At 45.6% G+C, this 16,493-nt stretch carries 19 protein-coding genes and 1 tRNA gene; 14 read left to right on the top strand and 6 right to left on the bottom strand.

The genetic code is table 11. The features are described 5' to 3' along the window. The first annotated feature begins 48 nt into the window (after positions 1 to 48). On the top strand, positions 49 to 903 hold the full coding sequence (gene djlA / locus RH46_RS12710) for a co-chaperone DjlA (protein ID WP_006879877.1): 855 nt from the start codon (positions 49 to 51) through the stop codon (positions 901 to 903). A gap of 133 nt (positions 904 to 1,036) precedes the next feature. On the opposite strand, the gene RH46_RS12715 is transcribed toward djlA, so the two are convergent. The 5 genes from RH46_RS12715 to rpsU all read right to left on the bottom strand — a co-directional run bounded on the left by RH46_RS12715 (position 1,037) and on the right by rpsU (position 5,759). After that, positions 1,037 to 1,112, bottom strand: a tRNA-Ile gene (locus tag RH46_RS12715). 154 nt (positions 1,113 to 1,266) lie between these two features. Further along, positions 1,267 to 3,120, bottom strand: a complete 1,854-nt coding sequence (gene rpoD / locus RH46_RS12720) for an RNA polymerase sigma factor RpoD (protein WP_006879878.1) — start codon at positions 3,118 to 3,120, stop codon at positions 1,267 to 1,269. Positions 3,121 to 3,218: 98 nt separating this feature from the next. Next, on the bottom strand, positions 3,219 to 4,976 hold the full coding sequence (dnaG, locus tag RH46_RS12725) for a DNA primase (RefSeq protein WP_006879881.1): 1,758 nt from the start codon (positions 4,974 to 4,976) through the stop codon (positions 3,219 to 3,221). A gap of 97 nt (positions 4,977 to 5,073) precedes the next feature. Further along, on the bottom strand, positions 5,074 to 5,517 hold the full coding sequence (locus tag RH46_RS12730; RefSeq protein ID WP_006879882.1) for a GatB/YqeY domain-containing protein: 444 nt from the start codon (positions 5,515 to 5,517) through the stop codon (positions 5,074 to 5,076). Positions 5,518 to 5,543: 26 nt separating this feature from the next. Continuing rightward, entirely contained in the window at positions 5,544 to 5,759 is a 216-nt protein-coding gene (gene rpsU / locus RH46_RS12735; RefSeq protein ID WP_001145625.1) for a 30S ribosomal protein S21, read from the bottom strand. Between the two features lie 229 nt (positions 5,760 to 5,988). Between rpsU and tsaD the strand changes: the two genes are divergently transcribed. Both tsaD and RH46_RS12745 read left to right on the top strand, forming a co-directional pair. Next, positions 5,989 to 7,005: a tRNA (adenosine(37)-N6)-threonylcarbamoyltransferase complex transferase subunit TsaD gene (gene tsaD / locus RH46_RS12740; protein ID WP_006879883.1), complete on the top strand. Its 1,017-nt coding sequence runs from the start codon at positions 5,989 to 5,991 to the stop codon at positions 7,003 to 7,005. A 126-nt stretch (positions 7,006 to 7,131) separates the two neighbouring features. Then, a complete protein-coding gene (locus tag RH46_RS12745; protein ID WP_006879884.1) occupies positions 7,132 to 7,947 on the top strand; it encodes an alpha/beta fold hydrolase in 816 nt (271 codons plus the stop codon). A 24-nt stretch (positions 7,948 to 7,971) separates the two neighbouring features. Here the strand turns inward: RH46_RS12745 and plsY are convergent, their stop codons facing one another. Continuing rightward, positions 7,972 to 8,583 carry a glycerol-3-phosphate 1-O-acyltransferase PlsY gene (gene plsY, locus RH46_RS12750; RefSeq protein ID WP_006879885.1) on the bottom strand — a complete coding sequence of 204 codons (612 nt, stop codon included), beginning with the start codon at positions 8,581 to 8,583 and terminating at the stop codon, positions 7,972 to 7,974. A gap of 154 nt (positions 8,584 to 8,737) precedes the next feature. Here plsY and folB point away from each other — a divergent pair, with 154 nt between their 5' ends. The 11 genes from folB to rpoS all read left to right on the top strand — a co-directional run bounded on the left by folB (position 8,738) and on the right by rpoS (position 16,431). Then, positions 8,738 to 9,091: a bifunctional dihydroneopterin aldolase/7,8-dihydroneopterin epimerase gene (gene folB / locus RH46_RS12755; RefSeq protein ID WP_006879886.1), complete on the top strand. Its 354-nt coding sequence runs from the start codon at positions 8,738 to 8,740 to the stop codon at positions 9,089 to 9,091. Then, positions 9,088 to 9,573 (top strand): 2-amino-4-hydroxy-6-hydroxymethyldihydropteridine diphosphokinase, encoded by a 486-nt coding sequence (gene folK, locus RH46_RS12760; protein WP_006879887.1) that lies wholly within the window; start codon positions 9,088 to 9,090, stop codon positions 9,571 to 9,573. The genes folB and folK overlap by 4 nt, the downstream gene beginning before the upstream one ends. An 18-nt stretch (positions 9,574 to 9,591) precedes the next feature. After that, positions 9,592 to 10,395 (top strand): undecaprenyl-diphosphate phosphatase, encoded by an 804-nt coding sequence (locus RH46_RS12765; RefSeq protein ID WP_006879888.1) that lies wholly within the window; start codon positions 9,592 to 9,594, stop codon positions 10,393 to 10,395. 112 nt (positions 10,396 to 10,507) lie between these two features. Then, positions 10,508 to 10,786, top strand: a complete 279-nt coding sequence (ftsB, locus tag RH46_RS12770; RefSeq protein WP_006879889.1) for a cell division protein FtsB — start codon at positions 10,508 to 10,510, stop codon at positions 10,784 to 10,786. Next, a complete protein-coding gene (gene ispD / locus RH46_RS12775; RefSeq protein WP_006879890.1) occupies positions 10,786 to 11,487 on the top strand; it encodes a 2-C-methyl-D-erythritol 4-phosphate cytidylyltransferase in 702 nt (233 codons plus the stop codon). Before ftsB ends, ispD begins: the two co-directional genes overlap by 1 nt. Positions 11,488 to 11,496: 9 nt before the next feature. Next, a complete protein-coding gene (ispF, locus tag RH46_RS12780) occupies positions 11,497 to 11,973 on the top strand; it encodes a 2-C-methyl-D-erythritol 2,4-cyclodiphosphate synthase (RefSeq protein WP_006879891.1) in 477 nt (158 codons plus the stop codon). Positions 11,974 to 12,033: 60 nt separating this feature from the next. Further along, a complete protein-coding gene (gene truD / locus RH46_RS12785; RefSeq protein ID WP_006879892.1) occupies positions 12,034 to 13,080 on the top strand; it encodes a tRNA pseudouridine(13) synthase TruD in 1,047 nt (348 codons plus the stop codon). Then, entirely contained in the window at positions 13,077 to 13,835 is a 759-nt protein-coding gene (gene surE / locus RH46_RS12790) for a 5'/3'-nucleotidase SurE (RefSeq protein WP_006879893.1), read from the top strand. Before truD ends, surE begins: the two co-directional genes overlap by 4 nt. Positions 13,836 to 13,837: 2 nt before the next feature. Next, entirely contained in the window at positions 13,838 to 14,464 is a 627-nt protein-coding gene (locus tag RH46_RS12795; protein ID WP_006879894.1) for a protein-L-isoaspartate(D-aspartate) O-methyltransferase, read from the top strand. A 2-nt stretch (positions 14,465 to 14,466) separates the two neighbouring features. Continuing rightward, positions 14,467 to 15,378 (top strand): murein hydrolase activator NlpD, encoded by a 912-nt coding sequence (nlpD, locus tag RH46_RS12800; protein ID WP_006879895.1) that lies wholly within the window; start codon positions 14,467 to 14,469, stop codon positions 15,376 to 15,378. Positions 15,379 to 15,450: 72 nt separating this feature from the next. Further along, positions 15,451 to 16,431 (top strand): RNA polymerase sigma factor RpoS, encoded by a 981-nt coding sequence (gene rpoS, locus RH46_RS12805; protein WP_006879896.1) that lies wholly within the window; start codon positions 15,451 to 15,453, stop codon positions 16,429 to 16,431. Positions 16,432 to 16,493 lie beyond the last annotated feature (62 nt).

Consider the following 16,493-nt stretch of genomic DNA (forward strand, 5'->3'; position numbering starts at 1 on the left):
CTATCAGACCGCTTCGTGAAGAAAAAATTCAGAGATTGAGAGCACATAATGCATATTTTCGGCAAAATTCTCGGCACATTTTTTGGTTTCTTGTTTGGAGGAGCCTTTGGTGCAGTATTCGGTTTATTTTTAGGGCACCAATTCGATAAAGCCCGACGTCTGCGCCAGGCAGGTTTCAATAGTGGCTTTGGCAGCGGTCCAAGTCAGGCTGAGCGCCAGGAAGAGTTCTTTAAAGCTGCTTTTGCGGTTATGGGTCATGTTGCTAAGGCGAAAGGGCAGGTGACGCGTGAAGAGATTCAACTTGCCAGCACTATGATGGATAGAATGAGTTTGCATGGTGAACAACGTAAAGCGGCTCAGGATGCATTCCGTGAAGGTAAAGAGAGCGACTTCCCGCTAGAAACGGTATTAGAGCGTGTGCGCATTTCTGCTGGTGGACGTTTCGACTTAATGCAGTTCTTTCTTGAGCTACAGATCTCTGCAGCCTTTGCCGATGGAGATGTTCACCCAAGTGAGCGTAATGTTTTACATAAGATAGCACGTGGACTGGGCTTTTCATCTGAACAGCTAGAGCAGCGTTTACGCATGCAAGAAGCAGCATTCCGATTCCAACAGGGTGGTTTTGGCGGTCAGGGCGGTGGCAGTTATTCTAACCAGTCAGGCGGCAATTGGCAGCAGGCATCAACAGCGGATCAATTGAGTGATGCCTATAAACTGCTAGGTGTTGATAGTAGTGCCGATGCGAAGAGCGTTAAGCGTGCTTATCGTAAGCTTATGAATGAACATCACCCAGATAAGCTGATGGCAAAAGGCTTGCCTCCAGAGATGATGAATGTTGCTAAAGAGAAAGCTCAAGAGATACAGAATGCTTACGACTTAATTAAGAAAGCAAAAGGTTTCTAGTTGAGTCGAACATAATTGCTGGCAATGATAAAGGCCTGAAAGCGTCATCGCTCTCAGGCCTTTTGCTATTTAGCCCAGCTGCCACCCAGAACGAAAAAAGCCTGATGAATTTCTTCATCAGGCTTTTCGAATATGGTGGCCCCTCGCAGACTTGAACTGCGGACCAATCGATTATGAGTCGACTGCTCTAACCACTGAGCTAAGGGGCCATATAGGGCAATGATTATAGGGGATGAGGATCTAGCTGTCTAGCCAGTAAGAGGGATAAATGCGCTTAGTTTTTATCCACTTAAATCATTAAGATATAAAAAAGGTGAGCTTTAGCCCACCTTTTAACCGATTGTAGCAAAAATACGAATTTACTTACTCGTCTAGGAAGCTGCGCAGAGTCTCTGAACGGCTTGGGTGACGTAGCTTACGTAGCGCTTTTGCTTCGATCTGACGGATACGTTCACGAGTAACGTCGAACTGCTTACCAACTTCTTCTAGAGTGTGGTCAGTGTTCATATCGATACCGAAACGCATACGCAGTACTTTTGCTTCACGAGGCGTCAGACCAGCCAGAACATCTTTAGTTGCCACTTTCAGACTTGTTGCTGTTGCAGAGTCTAGTGGTAGTTCTAGAGTGGTATCCTCGATAAAGTCACCTAGATGCGAATCTTCGTCGTCACCGATTGGTGTCTCCATTGAGATTGGCTCTTTAGCGATCTTAAGTACCTTACGGATCTTATCTTCTGGCATCTGCATGCGTTCTGCCAGTTCTTCCGGTAGAGGCTCACGACCCATCTCTTGCAGCATTTGACGAGAGATACGGTTAAGCTTGTTGATCGTTTCGATCATGTGTACCGGAATACGAATCGTACGTGCTTGGTCTGCAATCGAGCGAGTGATCGCCTGACGGATCCACCAAGTTGCGTAAGTCGAGAATTTGTAACCACGACGGTATTCAAACTTATCTACTGCTTTCATCAGACCGATGTTACCTTCCTGGATAAGATCCAAGAACTGTAGACCACGGTTGGTGTATTTCTTAGCAATAGAAATTACCAGACGTAAGTTCGCTTCAACCATCTCTTTCTTCGCACGACGAGCTTTCGCTTCACCGATAGACATACGACGGCTGATGTCTTTAATGTTTTGAACAGTTAGAGACGTCTCTTCTTCGATCACTTTCAGTTTGGCAATCGAGCGACGAATGTCATCTTCGCTACGACGAATCTTTTCTGCGTATGGTTTGTCAGACGCCAGGATTTCATCTAGCCATGCATCGCTCGACTCATTACCTGTAAACAGAGTAATGAAAGACTTCTTCGGCATCTTACCGTACTCAACTGAAGCCTTCATGATTAGGCGCTCTTGAGTACGTACGCGTTCCATTGAAGTGCGTAGTTCTTCAACCAGGTAGTCAAACTGTTTTGGTGTCAGACGGAACTCTTTAAATACGTCTAATACAAGCTCGTGAGCGATTTGCGCTTTCGGGCTTTCGTTACCGTATTCGTTACACGCTAGCTGGAAGTTCTGGAAAGTGTTGCGTAGTGCGGTAAACTTCTCAAGAGCAAGTTCAGGATCGATACCTGTATCTTCTTCTTCCTCTTCAGAGTCATCACTATCTTCTTCTTCATCTTCCGCGTCTTCGTCTTCAAGCTCAGACTCTGCAAGCTCAGAACCGATGTGTGTTGCAGTTGGTGCTGCTGTTTCATCTGCATCTGGGTCAACAAAACCAGTGATTAGGTCTGTTAGACGTAGCTCTTCTGCCTGAACTTTATCAAATTGCTCAAGAATGTATGGGATAGTGCCCGGATACTCTGCCACTGCATTTTGAACTTGGTTAATACCATCTTCAATACGCTTTGCGATATCGATCTCGCCTTCACGAGTCAATAGTTCAACAGTACCCATTTCACGCATGTACATACGTACTGGGTCTGTGGTGCGGCCGATCTCATTTTCTACGCTAGATAGCGCAGCAGCTGCAGCTTCTGCTGCATCTTCATCGGTGATTGTATCGTCGTCATTCAGTGCAAGATCATCAGCATCTGGAGCAGTTTCTACTACTCGGATGCCCATATCGTTGATCATCTGAATGATATCTTCGACCTGCTCTGAATCTACGATTTCTGCTGGCAGGTGGTCGTTTACTTCTGCGTAGGTCAGATAGCCTTGTTCCTTGCCTTTAATGACAAGTTGTTTTAGCTGTGACTGCGGATTTTGATCCATAGACGGTATCCAACTTAGTATCTGGTGAAGGAATTAGTATGCGAGTTGCAAACCACACATCTTAACAAATTAATTGATTGCTGACTATCCGAACAGGGTTACGCTTTTAAATCTAGCATTAACGCTAGCAGCTCCCTTCTCTCTTCGGTTGATAAACCGACACTTCTTTCTTTGGCCTGCAGATTTTCAATTTGTTTTTCAACGCACTGGGCAAGAATTTTGTCCAGCGAGTCTAAAAATATATCTTTTTCGTTGTCTTCGTCGAGGGGGATTTCCCACCCTGCAAGACGTGACAATAATGCCTCATGGCTCGTATTTCGCCAGCATTCAAGTAGCTGACCCGTTGTTATATTGGGATGCTGATGACAATATTCAAGCACTTCAACAAATAAACTTAGACCAGGGACTGTTAACTCTCTCACAGTTGAGAGATCCGGTACCATTTCAGCATAGCTCGGATTTTGAATAAGCAAAGCGATCACTTCGCGCATTGGAGTCCGTTTGATCTCTTTATGTGGCTGAGGTCGAGAATCGTTAGTTTTTTTGCGAGCCTGACGCAGCCTGTTATCAAATCCGGTTCTTTCATCCAAAAGTTTCTCAAGTAGCTCTTGAAAGTACGGATCCGGGATTTTATCGATCAACGCACTAGCGTGAGCTCTGAGGGCTGATTTACCTTCGTTGCTACCCAGATTTAACTGATGAAGCTCGATAAGATTATCAAACAGATAGCTAGAAAGAGGAGTCGCTTGTTCTACTTCTTGTTCAAATGCATCTTTACCGTGCTTACGGATAAAGCTGTCAGGGTCTTCACCATCAGGTAAAAACAGGAACTTAAGCGTGTTACCGGTTTTTAAATATTGCAGCGCATTTTCAAGCGCGCGCCATGCCGCATCTTTACCAGCTCTGTCGCCGTCATAACAACAAACTACAGTATTGGTTTGGCGGAACAGTAACTGAATATGATCGCCCGTGGTCGATGTACCTAGTGAAGCAACTGAGTAATCGACACCGTACTGAGCGAGAGCCACCACATCCATATAGCCTTCAACCACCAGGATCTTTGACGGTTCTCGATGAGCCTGCATCACCTCGTACAGACCATAAAGCTCTTTACCTTTATGGAAGATCGGTGTTTCAGGTGAGTTAAGGTATTTAGGTGTACCGTCGCCAATCACTCGACCACCAAAGCCGATAACTCGTCCGCGTCGGTCGCGAATTGGGAACATAACTCGACCACGGAAACGGTCATAGCGGTTGCCGTTATCGTTCTCGATCAACATTCCGCCAGAAATCAGCATGTCCTGAGTCTGAGGCGTCTGGCCAAAGTTTTTACGAACTAAATCCCATTCGTCAGCCACATAGCCGATACCAAATTTCTGTACGATTTGGCCAGATAGGCCGCGATCTTTCAGGTAGTCGATGGCAACTTTGCTTTTCGGCTGCTTGAGCTGATCTCGATAGAACTGAGCAATACTGCCCATAATATCGTAGAGATTACGCTTTTGTTCAGAGTTAGCCTGAGGTTGATTAGATTGAAAACCACCACCTTGGCGTTGTTCTCTTGGGACATCTAAACCGAGAGATGAAGCGAGTTCTTCAATTGCCTCGACAAAGTCTAAGCGCTCGTACTCCATCATAAAATCAATCGCGTTGCCGTGCACACCACAGCCAAAACAGTGATAGAACTGTTTCTCTTGGGAAACACTAAACGAAGGTGTTTTCTCGTTGTGGAATGGGCAGCAGGCGCCGTAGTTTTTGCCTTTTTTCTTAAGTTTTACGCGAGCATCGATAATGTCGACGATATCGAGTCGAGCAAGGAGGTCATCAATGAAACTTCGAGGGATGTGTCCTGCCATAAAACCTTAGAAAAACGCACTAACAAATTGAAAGGATAGATACAAACAAGCCGCGCATTCCGAAGGATAGCACGGCTTGTTGCAATAGGGTGGGAGATTAAGCCAGTTTAGCGCGAACTAAACCACTTACTTTACCCATATCTGCACGCCCTTGGATTTGAGGCTTAAGAACGCCCATCACTTTACCCATGTCTTGCATGCCCGCAGCACCAGACTCTGCAATTGCACTTTCAACAAGTGCAGCAACTTCATCTTCAGTTAGCGGCTGAGGCATAAAGTCCTCAAGTACAGTGATTTCTGCTTTCTCAGCGTCTGCTAAATCTTGACGATTAGCAGCTTCAAATTGAGCGACAGAGTCGCGACGCTGTTTAACCATTTTAGTTAGCACAGCAAGAATGTCATCGTCACCCAGAGTAATCTGTTCGTCGACTTCACGTTGCTTAATTGCTGACAGAGCTAAACGGATAGTGCCAAGGCGCGGTTTGTCCTTGGCTTTCATCGCTAATTTTTGCTCTTCTTTGAGTTTGTCAATCAGAGCCATAACTAGAATCCTTTTGGACTTAGTTATTAGTACAGGCGAACGCGACGAGCGTTTTCGCGAGCTAGCTTCTTAGCGTGACGCTTTTGAGCTGCTGCTTTAGCGCGTTTGCGAACTGTAGTTGGTTTTTCGTAGTGCTCACGACGACGCACTTCAGAAAGGATACCTGCTTTTTCGCAAGAGCGTTTGAAACGACGTAGTGCAACGTCGAACGGTTCGTTTTCACGTACTTTAACTACTGGCATATGCCTTTCACCTCAGGGGTTAATTCGTTAATGCTGACTTCACAGTACTTAGCTTAGTCGCTAGGTCTACAATCAGCTTGATCAAAAATGGTGCGGAATTTTAATCCGATCACACTGGCTTTGTAAAGTATTTTGTTGGGTAGAGTTTGCACAAAATTTGTTTGAGAAGCTAAGGCGAGGTAAGATTGCGCCAATTTTGAATTAGAGACAAAGACATCCAGGGTAAACCATGCGCATTATTGGTATCGAAACCTCTTGTGATGAAACGGGAATCGCCATTTACGATGATGAGAAAGGCCTACTTTCTCATCAACTATATAGCCAGGTAAAACTGCATGCCGATTACGGTGGTGTTGTTCCTGAGTTGGCATCACGTGATCACGTTAAGAAAACTATCCCGTTGATTAAGGCTGCGATGGCAGAAGCAAACCTGACACCGAAAGATATTGATGGTGTGGCTTATACTGCTGGTCCGGGTCTTGTTGGTGCACTTTTGGTTGGTGCTACTATTGGTCGTAGTCTGGCGTATGCATGGGGCGTTCCTGCTGTGCCTGTACACCATATGGAAGGCCACTTGCTCGCGCCTATGCTTGAAGATAACCCTCCACCGTTCCCGTTTGTCGCGGTATTGGTATCAGGAGGGCATTCAATGATGGTCGAAGTTAAAGGCATTGGTGAATACAAAATCCTTGGCGAATCGATTGATGATGCGGCCGGCGAAGCGTTTGATAAAACCGCTAAGCTAATGGGACTTGACTACCCAGGAGGTCCGCTTTTATCTAAGTTGGCAGAAAAAGGCACGCCTGGTCGATTTAAGTTCCCTCGACCAATGACTGACCGCCCGGGTCTGGATATGAGTTTCTCTGGCCTGAAAACATTTACCGCTAACACTATTGCAGCGAATGGTGATGACGAGCAAACCCGTGCTGATATCGCATTAGCGTTTGAAGAAGCGGTGTGTGCAACGCTAACAATTAAATGTAAGCGAGCACTTGAACAGACTGGCTTTAAACGTATCGTTATCGCTGGTGGGGTAAGTGCCAACCGCAGATTGCGTGCTGACTTAGAACAGCTAGCGAAGAAAATCGGTGGCGAAGTTTATTACCCGAGAACAGAGTTCTGTACTGACAACGGTGCAATGATTGCCTATGCAGGTATGCAGCGCCTGAGAAATGGTGAAGTTGCAGACCTTTCTGTTCAAGCGACACCACGCTGGCCGATCGACCAGCTTGAGCCTATTGCTTAAGATTAATCGCGTACAATAAATAAAGGTCGCCTCATTTGGCGACCTTACTGTATCTATCATCCGAGCTGTTGATTAGCGAAATAATGATAGGCTGCACTTTTTGAAATACTATCGGGATAACAAGAGATGAATAAGTTTGCCATCGATGGATGTGAAATGGCCTACCAAGATGTTGGTCAGGGGCCGGTAATTGTGTTTGGTCATAGCTATTTGTGGGACAGCAAAATGTGGGCTCCACAGGTTGAAGCACTGAGCCAGCACTACCGTTGTATTGTCCCAGAACTATGGGCACACGGTCATTCTGACTTTGCGCCTGGCTCAACTCGCTCATTAGCGGACTACGCTCAGCAAATTCTTGCGTTGATGGATCATCTTGATATTGAAACTTTCTCTCTGGTTGGATTGTCAGTCGGTGGTATGTGGGGGACTGAACTAGTCTCATTAGCGCCGCAACGCGTGAAGTCTTTGGTTCTGATGGACACATTTGTTGGTTTAGAACCTGAAGTTACCCATAAAAAGTATTTTGCTATGCTCGATACAATTAGTCAGGTGCAGGCAGTACCTGAACCTATTGTTGAAGCTGTGACACCACTCTTTTTTGCTAACGATGTTCAGCAGGACAACCCTCAACTCGCTGAGCAATTCGCTCAATATCTAATGGCACTGAAAGGCGAACAAGCTGCTGAGATTGCGCGAGTAGGGCGTATGGTGTTTGGTCGTCGCGATCAGATAGAAGAGATTGAGAAGTTTGCTCTACCGGTTCTGATTGCTGTTGGGCAGGAAGACAAGCCACGTCCAGTATTAGAGTCTTACCTGATGCACGATAGCATTAGTGGCTCTGAGCTGATTCAAATTCCTAAGGCTGGCCATATTTCTAACCTGGAGCAGCCAGAGTTTGTGACTGAGATGCTGATAAACTTCTTAGACAGACATCACGCCTAACCGCCAAATGAAAACAAAGCCTCACTAAGAGGCTTTGTTTAATCCATTCTTCTTTTCTCCGACCTTTGGTTCGGTACCTTCCAATAAACGCTTAATATTCTGATGATGACGAAAAACGATCAGGCAGCACAGCATGGCTACTGGTAACGTATATTGTGGTTTGATCATCCAGGTATAAAAAGGCGCCAGCAATACGGTAACCAGTGCAGCTAAAGATGAGTAACGAAACAGAAAAGCGACACTGAGCCATGTTGCAATGATCATTGCCGTAAGATCTAATCCGATCGGCGCGATAGCACCCAACGCAGTAGCAACTCCTTTACCACCTTTAAAGTGAAAGAAGATAGGGTACATATGGCCAAGACAGGCCGCGATAGCGATAACGCCGAGGAGAATAGAGTCGATACCTAAGAAGTAACCGCCCCAAACAGGAATAGTCCCTTTAAGCATGTCGCACAGTAGAACCGCGACGGCAGCTTTCTTACCACCGATACGCAGCACATTGGTCGCTCCCGGATTATTGGAGCCAACGCCACGAGGATCCGGTAGCCTTAGCACGCGACAAATCAGAACCGCACTCGAGATCGAGCCTAACAGATAGGCTGAAATGATCATAACCAGTGCTAGTGGGGTCATAGTAGAGTAACTCGTCTGAAACAGGTGTTAGCCAAGCAAGTAACTGATATCATATCGCGCCTGACGCTCTCAAACTACACATGTACGGGGTTTGAGATACAAATTGTACGACTTTTTACCTAAATTGGGTATCCGACCTCTAAGGAAGTAACAGATGGATAAAGTATTTATCGAGCAATTGGAAGTAATTACAACGATCGGTGTGTACGACTGGGAGCAAGAGATTAAGCAAAAGCTAGTGCTTGATATTGAAATGGCTCATGACAACCGCCCAGCGGGCAAGAGTGATGATGTTGTTGATGCGCTTGATTACGCTCAGGTGAGTTCAGCTGTTCTGTCTCATATTGAAGGTGGACGTTTTTTGCTTGTTGAGCGTGTAGCAGAAGAAATTGCAGAACTCATCATGACTCGCTTTAGTGTTCCTTGGATTAAGATCCGTCTGACCAAACCGGGAGCAGTGCCACAGGCAAAAGGTGTTGGTGTTGTTATTGAACGAGGCCATGCATGATAACGGCTTATATTGGTATTGGCTCCAATATTGATAGACGCAAACATATTCAGGCTGCAATTGAAGAGTTACGAGCCTTAGGTCAGGATGTACGAATTTCGACCATTTTTGAATGTGAAGCGGTAGGTTTTGAAAGCCACGCATTTTATAACTTGGTGGTAGAAATGAAAACCGAGTTGAGTTTGACAGAATTTTCACGCCAGCTGCGTGATATTGAGCTTAAATGGGGACGCGCTGCGGATGCGGGGAAATTTGAGCCGAGAACTGTTGATCTCGACATCATTTTGTTTGGCGAGCAGGTATCTAGTGCTAAACCAGAGCTGCCACGAAGTGATATATTCAAATATGCCTTTGTTCTTCAACCTCTTATGGAGCTTTGCCCACAACTCGTGGTGCCACAAGATGGACGAACTATCGAACAGATCTGGCAGCAGTCTGATTTTTCCGTTGCTCTTGAACCCGTCGCCCAGTGGTTCAACTAACATAATTACGAGATTTTAATGAGTTACTTCGAAGCCTTTATTCTTGCTCTTATTCAAGGCCTGACAGAGTTTTTGCCGATTTCGAGTTCCGCTCACCTGATCCTCCCTTCTGCTATCTTAGGTTGGCAAGATCAGGGACTGGCATTTGATGTTGCCGTTCATGTCGGCACCTTAGCTGCCGTAGTTATCTACTTCCGTAGTGAAGTCGTGAGCCTGTTGAGTGCTTTCTTTGCGTCTATTTTTAAAGGTGAGCGTAGTAAAGAGTCGAAATTAGCCTGGATGATATTACTCGCGACAATCCCTGCGTGTATTTTTGGCTTACTAATGAAAGATTTTATTGAGCTTTACTTACGTAGTGCATGGGTGATTGCAACCACAACCATAGTGTTTGGTTTGTTACTTTGGTACGTAGATAAGAACGCTAAGTTAGTTGATGATGAATACCAATCTGACTGGAAGAAAGCCCTGTTTATTGGCGTCAGCCAGGCTTTGGCTATGATTCCTGGTACTTCCCGATCTGGTGCGACAATCACTGCGGCGCTTTATCTGGGCTTTACCCGTGAAGCGGCAGCGCGTTTTTCATTCCTAATGTCTATTCCGATTATCCTGTTAGCTGGTGGTTATTTGGGTCTTAAGTTAGTCACGAGTGGTGAGCCTATTCATTTCGGCTTCTTGCTGACCGGCATCGTGACCTCATTTATCAGCGCTTATATCTGTATTCACTTCTTCCTGAAGTTAATCTCTCGTATGGGAATGACCCCGTTTGTCATTTATCGTTTAGTGCTGGGTTTCGGACTGATTGCTTTCCTGACTCTAAACTAACGGATTCATTTCCAAGCTAATCTTTACCAAGGCCACATAGCTCAATCTCGCGCCAGCTGCGACATTGTGGTATATATGTGGTCTTGATCTTTTCTCTTCTTTGATTAACGGTATGCGAATTTTTGCACTGACCTTAAGCTTAATTCTAGGCTGGTTACAATTTGAACTGTGGTTTGGAAAAAATGGTATTTCCGATTTCCAGGCAGTGAATGCGGAGACGCAGGTTCAGCATCAAGTGAATAACAACCTCCAAGCCAGAAACAACGAAATGTTTGCAGAAATAGATGACTTACGCCAAGGGCTTGATGCCATTGAAGAGCGTGCTCGACACGAACTAGGCATGATCAAAGAAGGTGAAACATTTTATCGTATCGTTGGAGAGAGTAATTAATGTCTGATTCCTCCTCTTTGTCTTTGGTAGCAGTCGTACCTGCTGCTGGTGTGGGCAGTCGTATGCAGGCAGACCGCCCAAAGCAATATCTTAAAATCTCGGGAAAAACCATTCTTGAGCACACCATAGAGAAACTCCTGACTCACCCCGCTGTCGAAAAGGTAATCGTTGCCATTAGTGATGATGATCCTTATTACCCTCAACTCAGTCTGGCAACGAATCCTGACGTAATAAGAGTGTCTGGGGGTAAAGAGCGGGCAGATTCAGTGTTATCGGCACTCGACTATATTGAGAGCAATGAGTTGGCACAATGGGCCATGGTCCATGATGCGGCGCGTCCTTGTGTTTGTCTGAACGATATTGACAACCTCATTGGGGCGGCTGAAGCAAACCAGCTTGGTGGCATTCTTGCGACGCCAGTAAGAGACACGATGAAACGAGCAAATGCTCAACAAAATATCGATCATACGGTTGATAGGGAAGCTTTGTGGCATGCACTAACTCCACAACTATTTAGAGCTCAACCGCTAACTCAAGCTTTGTCACAGGCCCTCGAACAAGGTGTCCAAATTACTGATGAAGCGTCTGCTATTGAATGGCTCGGGGAAACGCCTGCCTTAGTTAAAGGCCGAGCGGATAATATAAAAATAACTCAACCGGAAGATTTAGCGTTAGCTGAGTTTTATCTTACGCGAAATTAAGGATAACTCATGATTCGAATTGGCCACGGCTTTGATGTACACAAATTTGGTGGGGAAGGCCCAGTGATTATCGGTGGCGTCGCGGTACCTTATGAACAGGGTCTGATAGCCCATTCTGATGGTGACGTAGCCTTGCACGCATTGTGTGATGCTTTACTAGGTGCAATTGCTGCTGGGGATATCGGTCGTCACTTCCCTGATACTGATGATAAATGGAAAGGTGCAGACAGTCGTGAACTGCTGCGTGATGTGTACCGTCGAGTTCGCGAGCAAGGTTATGTGTTAGGTAATGCCGACATTACCATCATCGCTCAAGCACCAAAAATGGCACCTCACATCGAAACCATGTGTCAGGTAATTGCTCAAGACCTTGAGACAGAACTTAGCAATATCAATGTTAAAGCGACAACGACTGAGCGTTTAGGATTTACCGGACGCAAAGAAGGCATTGCAACTGAAGCAGTTGTATTATTAGTTAAAGAATAAATCAGCTTATTGAACCTGGATTATATTGATACATAGCCATGTTCAGTAACGGAAACCAATATGTCCGATATATTATCTTCACTGGCTTACTTAAACGGTAAGCCTGCTTCCCAAGGCAAACTAAAAGCGAAACCAGAACATTTTCAGGTAAACGAAGACTTAGGCTTTGAGTTTACTGGCAGTGGTGAGCACTTAATGGTGCGCATCCGTAAAACTGGCGAAAACACGAGTTTTGTTGCCAATGAAATTGCTAAAGCTTGCGGTGTTAAATCGAAGGATGTCAGCTGGGCTGGCCTTAAAGATCGCCACGCTGTTACTGAGCAATGGTTGAGTATTCATCTGCCTAAAGGTGAAGAGCCAGACTTTTCAACTTTTCTGGCTCAGTACCCAAGTATTGAAATTCTGGCAACGGCTCGACATAACAAAAAACTACGTCCGGGTGATTTGGTTGGCAACCAGTTTGTTGTCACTATTTCTGAAGTGACCAATGTCGCTGACGTTGTGCTGCGATTAGAGGCAGTAAGTAAAACCGGTGTACCAAACTATTTCGGCAGCCAGCGTTTTGGTAATCAAGGTAATAACCTGGATGAAGCGCGTCGCTGGGGACGTGAGAATGTTCGAACTCGTAACCAGAATAAACGTAGTCTGTTCTTGTCAGCCGCTCGCTCATGGATCTTTAACTCGATCGTGTCGGATAGAATTGAGAAAGGGCTGTTTTCAACTGCTGTAGATGGTGATCTGATTCAGGGCGACAGTGGGCTACAACTTGTTGATTTAGACTCTCTTGAATCAACAAATAACCTGCTAGCACAAGGTGAGGCTCAACTTACAGCAGCGCTGGCTGGTGATAATGACCTACCAACCAAGAGTCAGGCCTTGCAGCTTGAGCAGCCGCACTTAGATGCAGAGCCAGATCTTATGGCGCTTATCCGTGGTAACAGAATGCGTCATGATCGTCGTCAGATCGCTTTGATGCCGCAAGATCTAGCATGGCAAGTCGATGGCGATAATGTGACGCTCACATTCTCTCTTGATGCTGGTTGCTTTGCTACGGCAATCATTCGTGAACTGGTTGAAGAAATTGAAGTGGAGCGCCACTACCAATGAGCGATAAATCTCTCAAAATCTTAATCAGTAATGATGACGGTGTTCACGCTGAGGGAATACACACCCTCGCTGATTCACTGCGTGATATGGCTGAGGTAACCATAGTTGCTCCGGATCGTAACCGTTCGGGAGCATCAAACTCTCTGACGCTAGAGCAGCCATTGCGTGTCAACGAGATTGCTCCACAAATTTTTTCAGTTCAGGGCACACCAACTGACTGTGTGCACTTTGCTCTTAATGAGCTGATGAAAGATGACTTGCCGGATTTGGTGCTTACCGGCATCAATCATGGTGCTAACCTTGGCGACGATGTGCTCTATTCGGGTACAGTAGCTGCCGCAATGGAAGGTCATTTCCTTGGCGTTCAGGCAATAGCTTTCTCTATAGTAGGCAAACATCACTTTGCGACGGCTGCGAAAATTGCGCGTCAATTAGTTGCTCAGCACGCTGCATCGCCAATTCCGACTAATCGTCTGCTTAATGTTAATGTTCCAGACGTCGAGTTTGAGCAATTGAAAGGGACTTTAGTGACACGACTTGGTGCGCGCCATCACGCCGAGGCAATGATTAAGCAGAAAGATCCACGTGGTCATGATATTTATTGGTTGGGTCCTCCGGGCAAAGAGCAAGATGCAGGAGAAGGAACAGACTTTTATGCGATTGAGCAAGGTTGTGTTTCTATTACGCCACTTCAGGTCGATCTTACTGCCCATGAATCTCTTTCAAGTATGGATAACTGGTTAAAGGATAAGTAACAATGGTCAACCCACATGCTGACAGATTAATCGACTTTCTTGTCGCGAGTGGCATCCGAGATCAAAAGGTACTTGATGCTATTTACCGTTTGCCAAGAGAGCAGTTTGTCTCTCAGGCCATGATGCATCAAGCCTACGACAATAATGCCCTACCAATTGGTCAGGGGCAGACTATTTCACAACCCTATATCGTTGCCAAAATGACTGAAATGCTAGAGCTGAATCGCGATAGTAATGTGCTGGAAATCGGTACAGGTTCGGGTTATCAAACAGCGGTGTTGGCGCAGCTTGTTGATCACGTCTATTCAATCGAGCGTATTAAGGCCTTACAGTGGGAGGCGAAAAGACGCCTAAAGCAACTGGATATCTACAACATCTCGACAAAGCATGGTGATGGTTGGCAAGGCTGGCTTGCGAAAGGACCATTCGATGCCATTATCGTCACTGCAGCGGCGGAGTCTGTACCTTCGGCGTTGCTCGCACAGTTGAAAGATGAAGGCATCATGATTATCCCAGTAGGGACGGAGGATCAGCAGTTGCTGAAAATTACTCGCCAAGGCGACGAGTTCCTATCTGAGGTGATTGAGATGGTACGTTTTGTTCCTTTAGTTGCGGGTGATCTTGCATAGCAATGAAGCGTTGTTCAGTCTTATTTCTAATTCTAGGCCTAAGCAGCATATTATTTGGATGTGCTGCTCATTCTCCTGCGCCAGTCTCTGGCCTGAAAAAAGACTATAGCTCTGTTTCCCGTGGCAGCTATCGCGGCAGCTACTATCAAGTTGAAAAGGGTGACACACTTTACTTCATTGCTTATGTCACCGATAAAGACGTCAATGAGATCATTCGCAACAACGCACTTAAAGCACCTTATACTATTTACCCGGGGCAAAAGCTTAAGCTATGGCAACCAGCTTATAATGCCCCTGCGTACGGTGGAACAGGGGCTGGAGTAGCCGTTGCTGCTGCTACAGTGCCATCTGCAGCGAAAAGTAGTGCCACATCGAGCAAAAACTCTAATCAAAAGGTTAGCTCAACCAGTTCAAAAAATAGTCAAGCTCCAGCTAAAAAAGATCCTCCAAAGAAGGTTGATCAATCGAAATCAAAGGAGTATGTTGGTTCTACAACTAAACAAAAAGTAACCAATACAGCCAACAAATCAACTTCAAACAACAACAAAATTTCCAAGTGGTTATGGCCAACTAAAGGGAGAGTAATCAAAAACTTTTCTGCTGGAGATCAAGGGAATAAAGGGATTGATATCGCAGGACAGCGTGGTCAGTCTATCGTATCAACAGCAGGTGGCACCGTCGTTTATTCCGGCAATGCGCTACGTGGTTACGGTAATCTCGTGATTATTAAACATAACGACAATTACCTCAGTGCATATGCACATAACGATAGGTTGCTAGTACACGAAGGACAAAGTGTAAAAGCAGGCCAAAAGATCGCAACAATGGGCAGCTCAGGAGCAAGTAGTGTCCGATTGCACTTTGAAATTCGCTATCAAGGTAAGTCAGTAAATCCAAAACGCTACTTACCATAGAAATTTACTATTGGGGTAAAATAGCGACATTAGACGTAGTAATGTCTTGCTAGCTCGCCAGGGGGAGGCGCTATGAGTATCAGCAATGCAGCAACGAAAGTCGAACAATTCGAAGTTGGCGAAGAAACGATGGACACGTTTCAGGCCACCGAATCCACTAAACCTACACCAACCGAAGACGTCAAAGAAGAGTTTGATGCATCGACGAAAAGTCTGGATGCAACCCAACTCTACTTAGGCGAAATTGGCTTTTCTCCACTACTTACCGCTGAAGAAGAAGTTCTTTATGCTCGCCGTGCTCTTCGCGGAGATGAGGCAGCACGTAAACGAATGATTGAAAGTAATCTACGTTTAGTGGTTAAGATTTCTCGTCGTTATAGCAACCGTGGTCTCGCTCTATTGGATTTGATTGAAGAGGGCAACCTGGGTTTAATTCGCGCGGTTGAGAAGTTTGATCCAGAACGTGGCTTCAGATTTTCTACTTATGCTACATGGTGGATCCGCCAAACTATCGAGCGAGCTCTGATGAATCAGACTCGTACTATCCGTTTACCCATCCATGTAGTTAAAGAGCTAAACATCTACTTACGTACCGCTCGTGAACTTTCTCAGAAGCTTGACCATGAGCCAACTGCTGAAGAAATCGCGACACAGCTTGATAAGCCGGTCGATGATGTAAGTAAAATGCTGCGCCTTAATGAACGCATTAGTTCTGTAGATACGCCTATTGGCGGCGATGGCGAAAAAGCGCTGCTTGATATTATTCCTGACATCAACAACTCAGATCCTGAGGTTTCGACTCAGGATGACGATATCAAAAACTCACTGATCCATTGGTTAGATGAACTTAACCCTAAACAGAAAGAGGTGCTGGCGCGTCGTTTTGGTCTGCTGGGTTATGAGCCTTCCACTCTCGAAGAGGTAGGGCGTGAAATTAATCTGACTCGTGAGCGAGTTCGTCAGATTCAGGTAGAGGGTCTACGTCGCTTAAGAGAAATCCTGATTAAGCAGGGGCTGAATATGGAAAACCTATTTAGCGTGACTGAAGATTAAACTCGAATCATTGAGCATAAAAAAGCCTTGGATAATCCAAGGCTTTTTTGATTTTTGTTGTC

It is taken from the genome of Vibrio brasiliensis LMG 20546, from assembly GCF_000189255.1.
Lineage (GTDB): Bacteria > Pseudomonadota > Gammaproteobacteria > Enterobacterales > Vibrionaceae > Vibrio > Vibrio brasiliensis.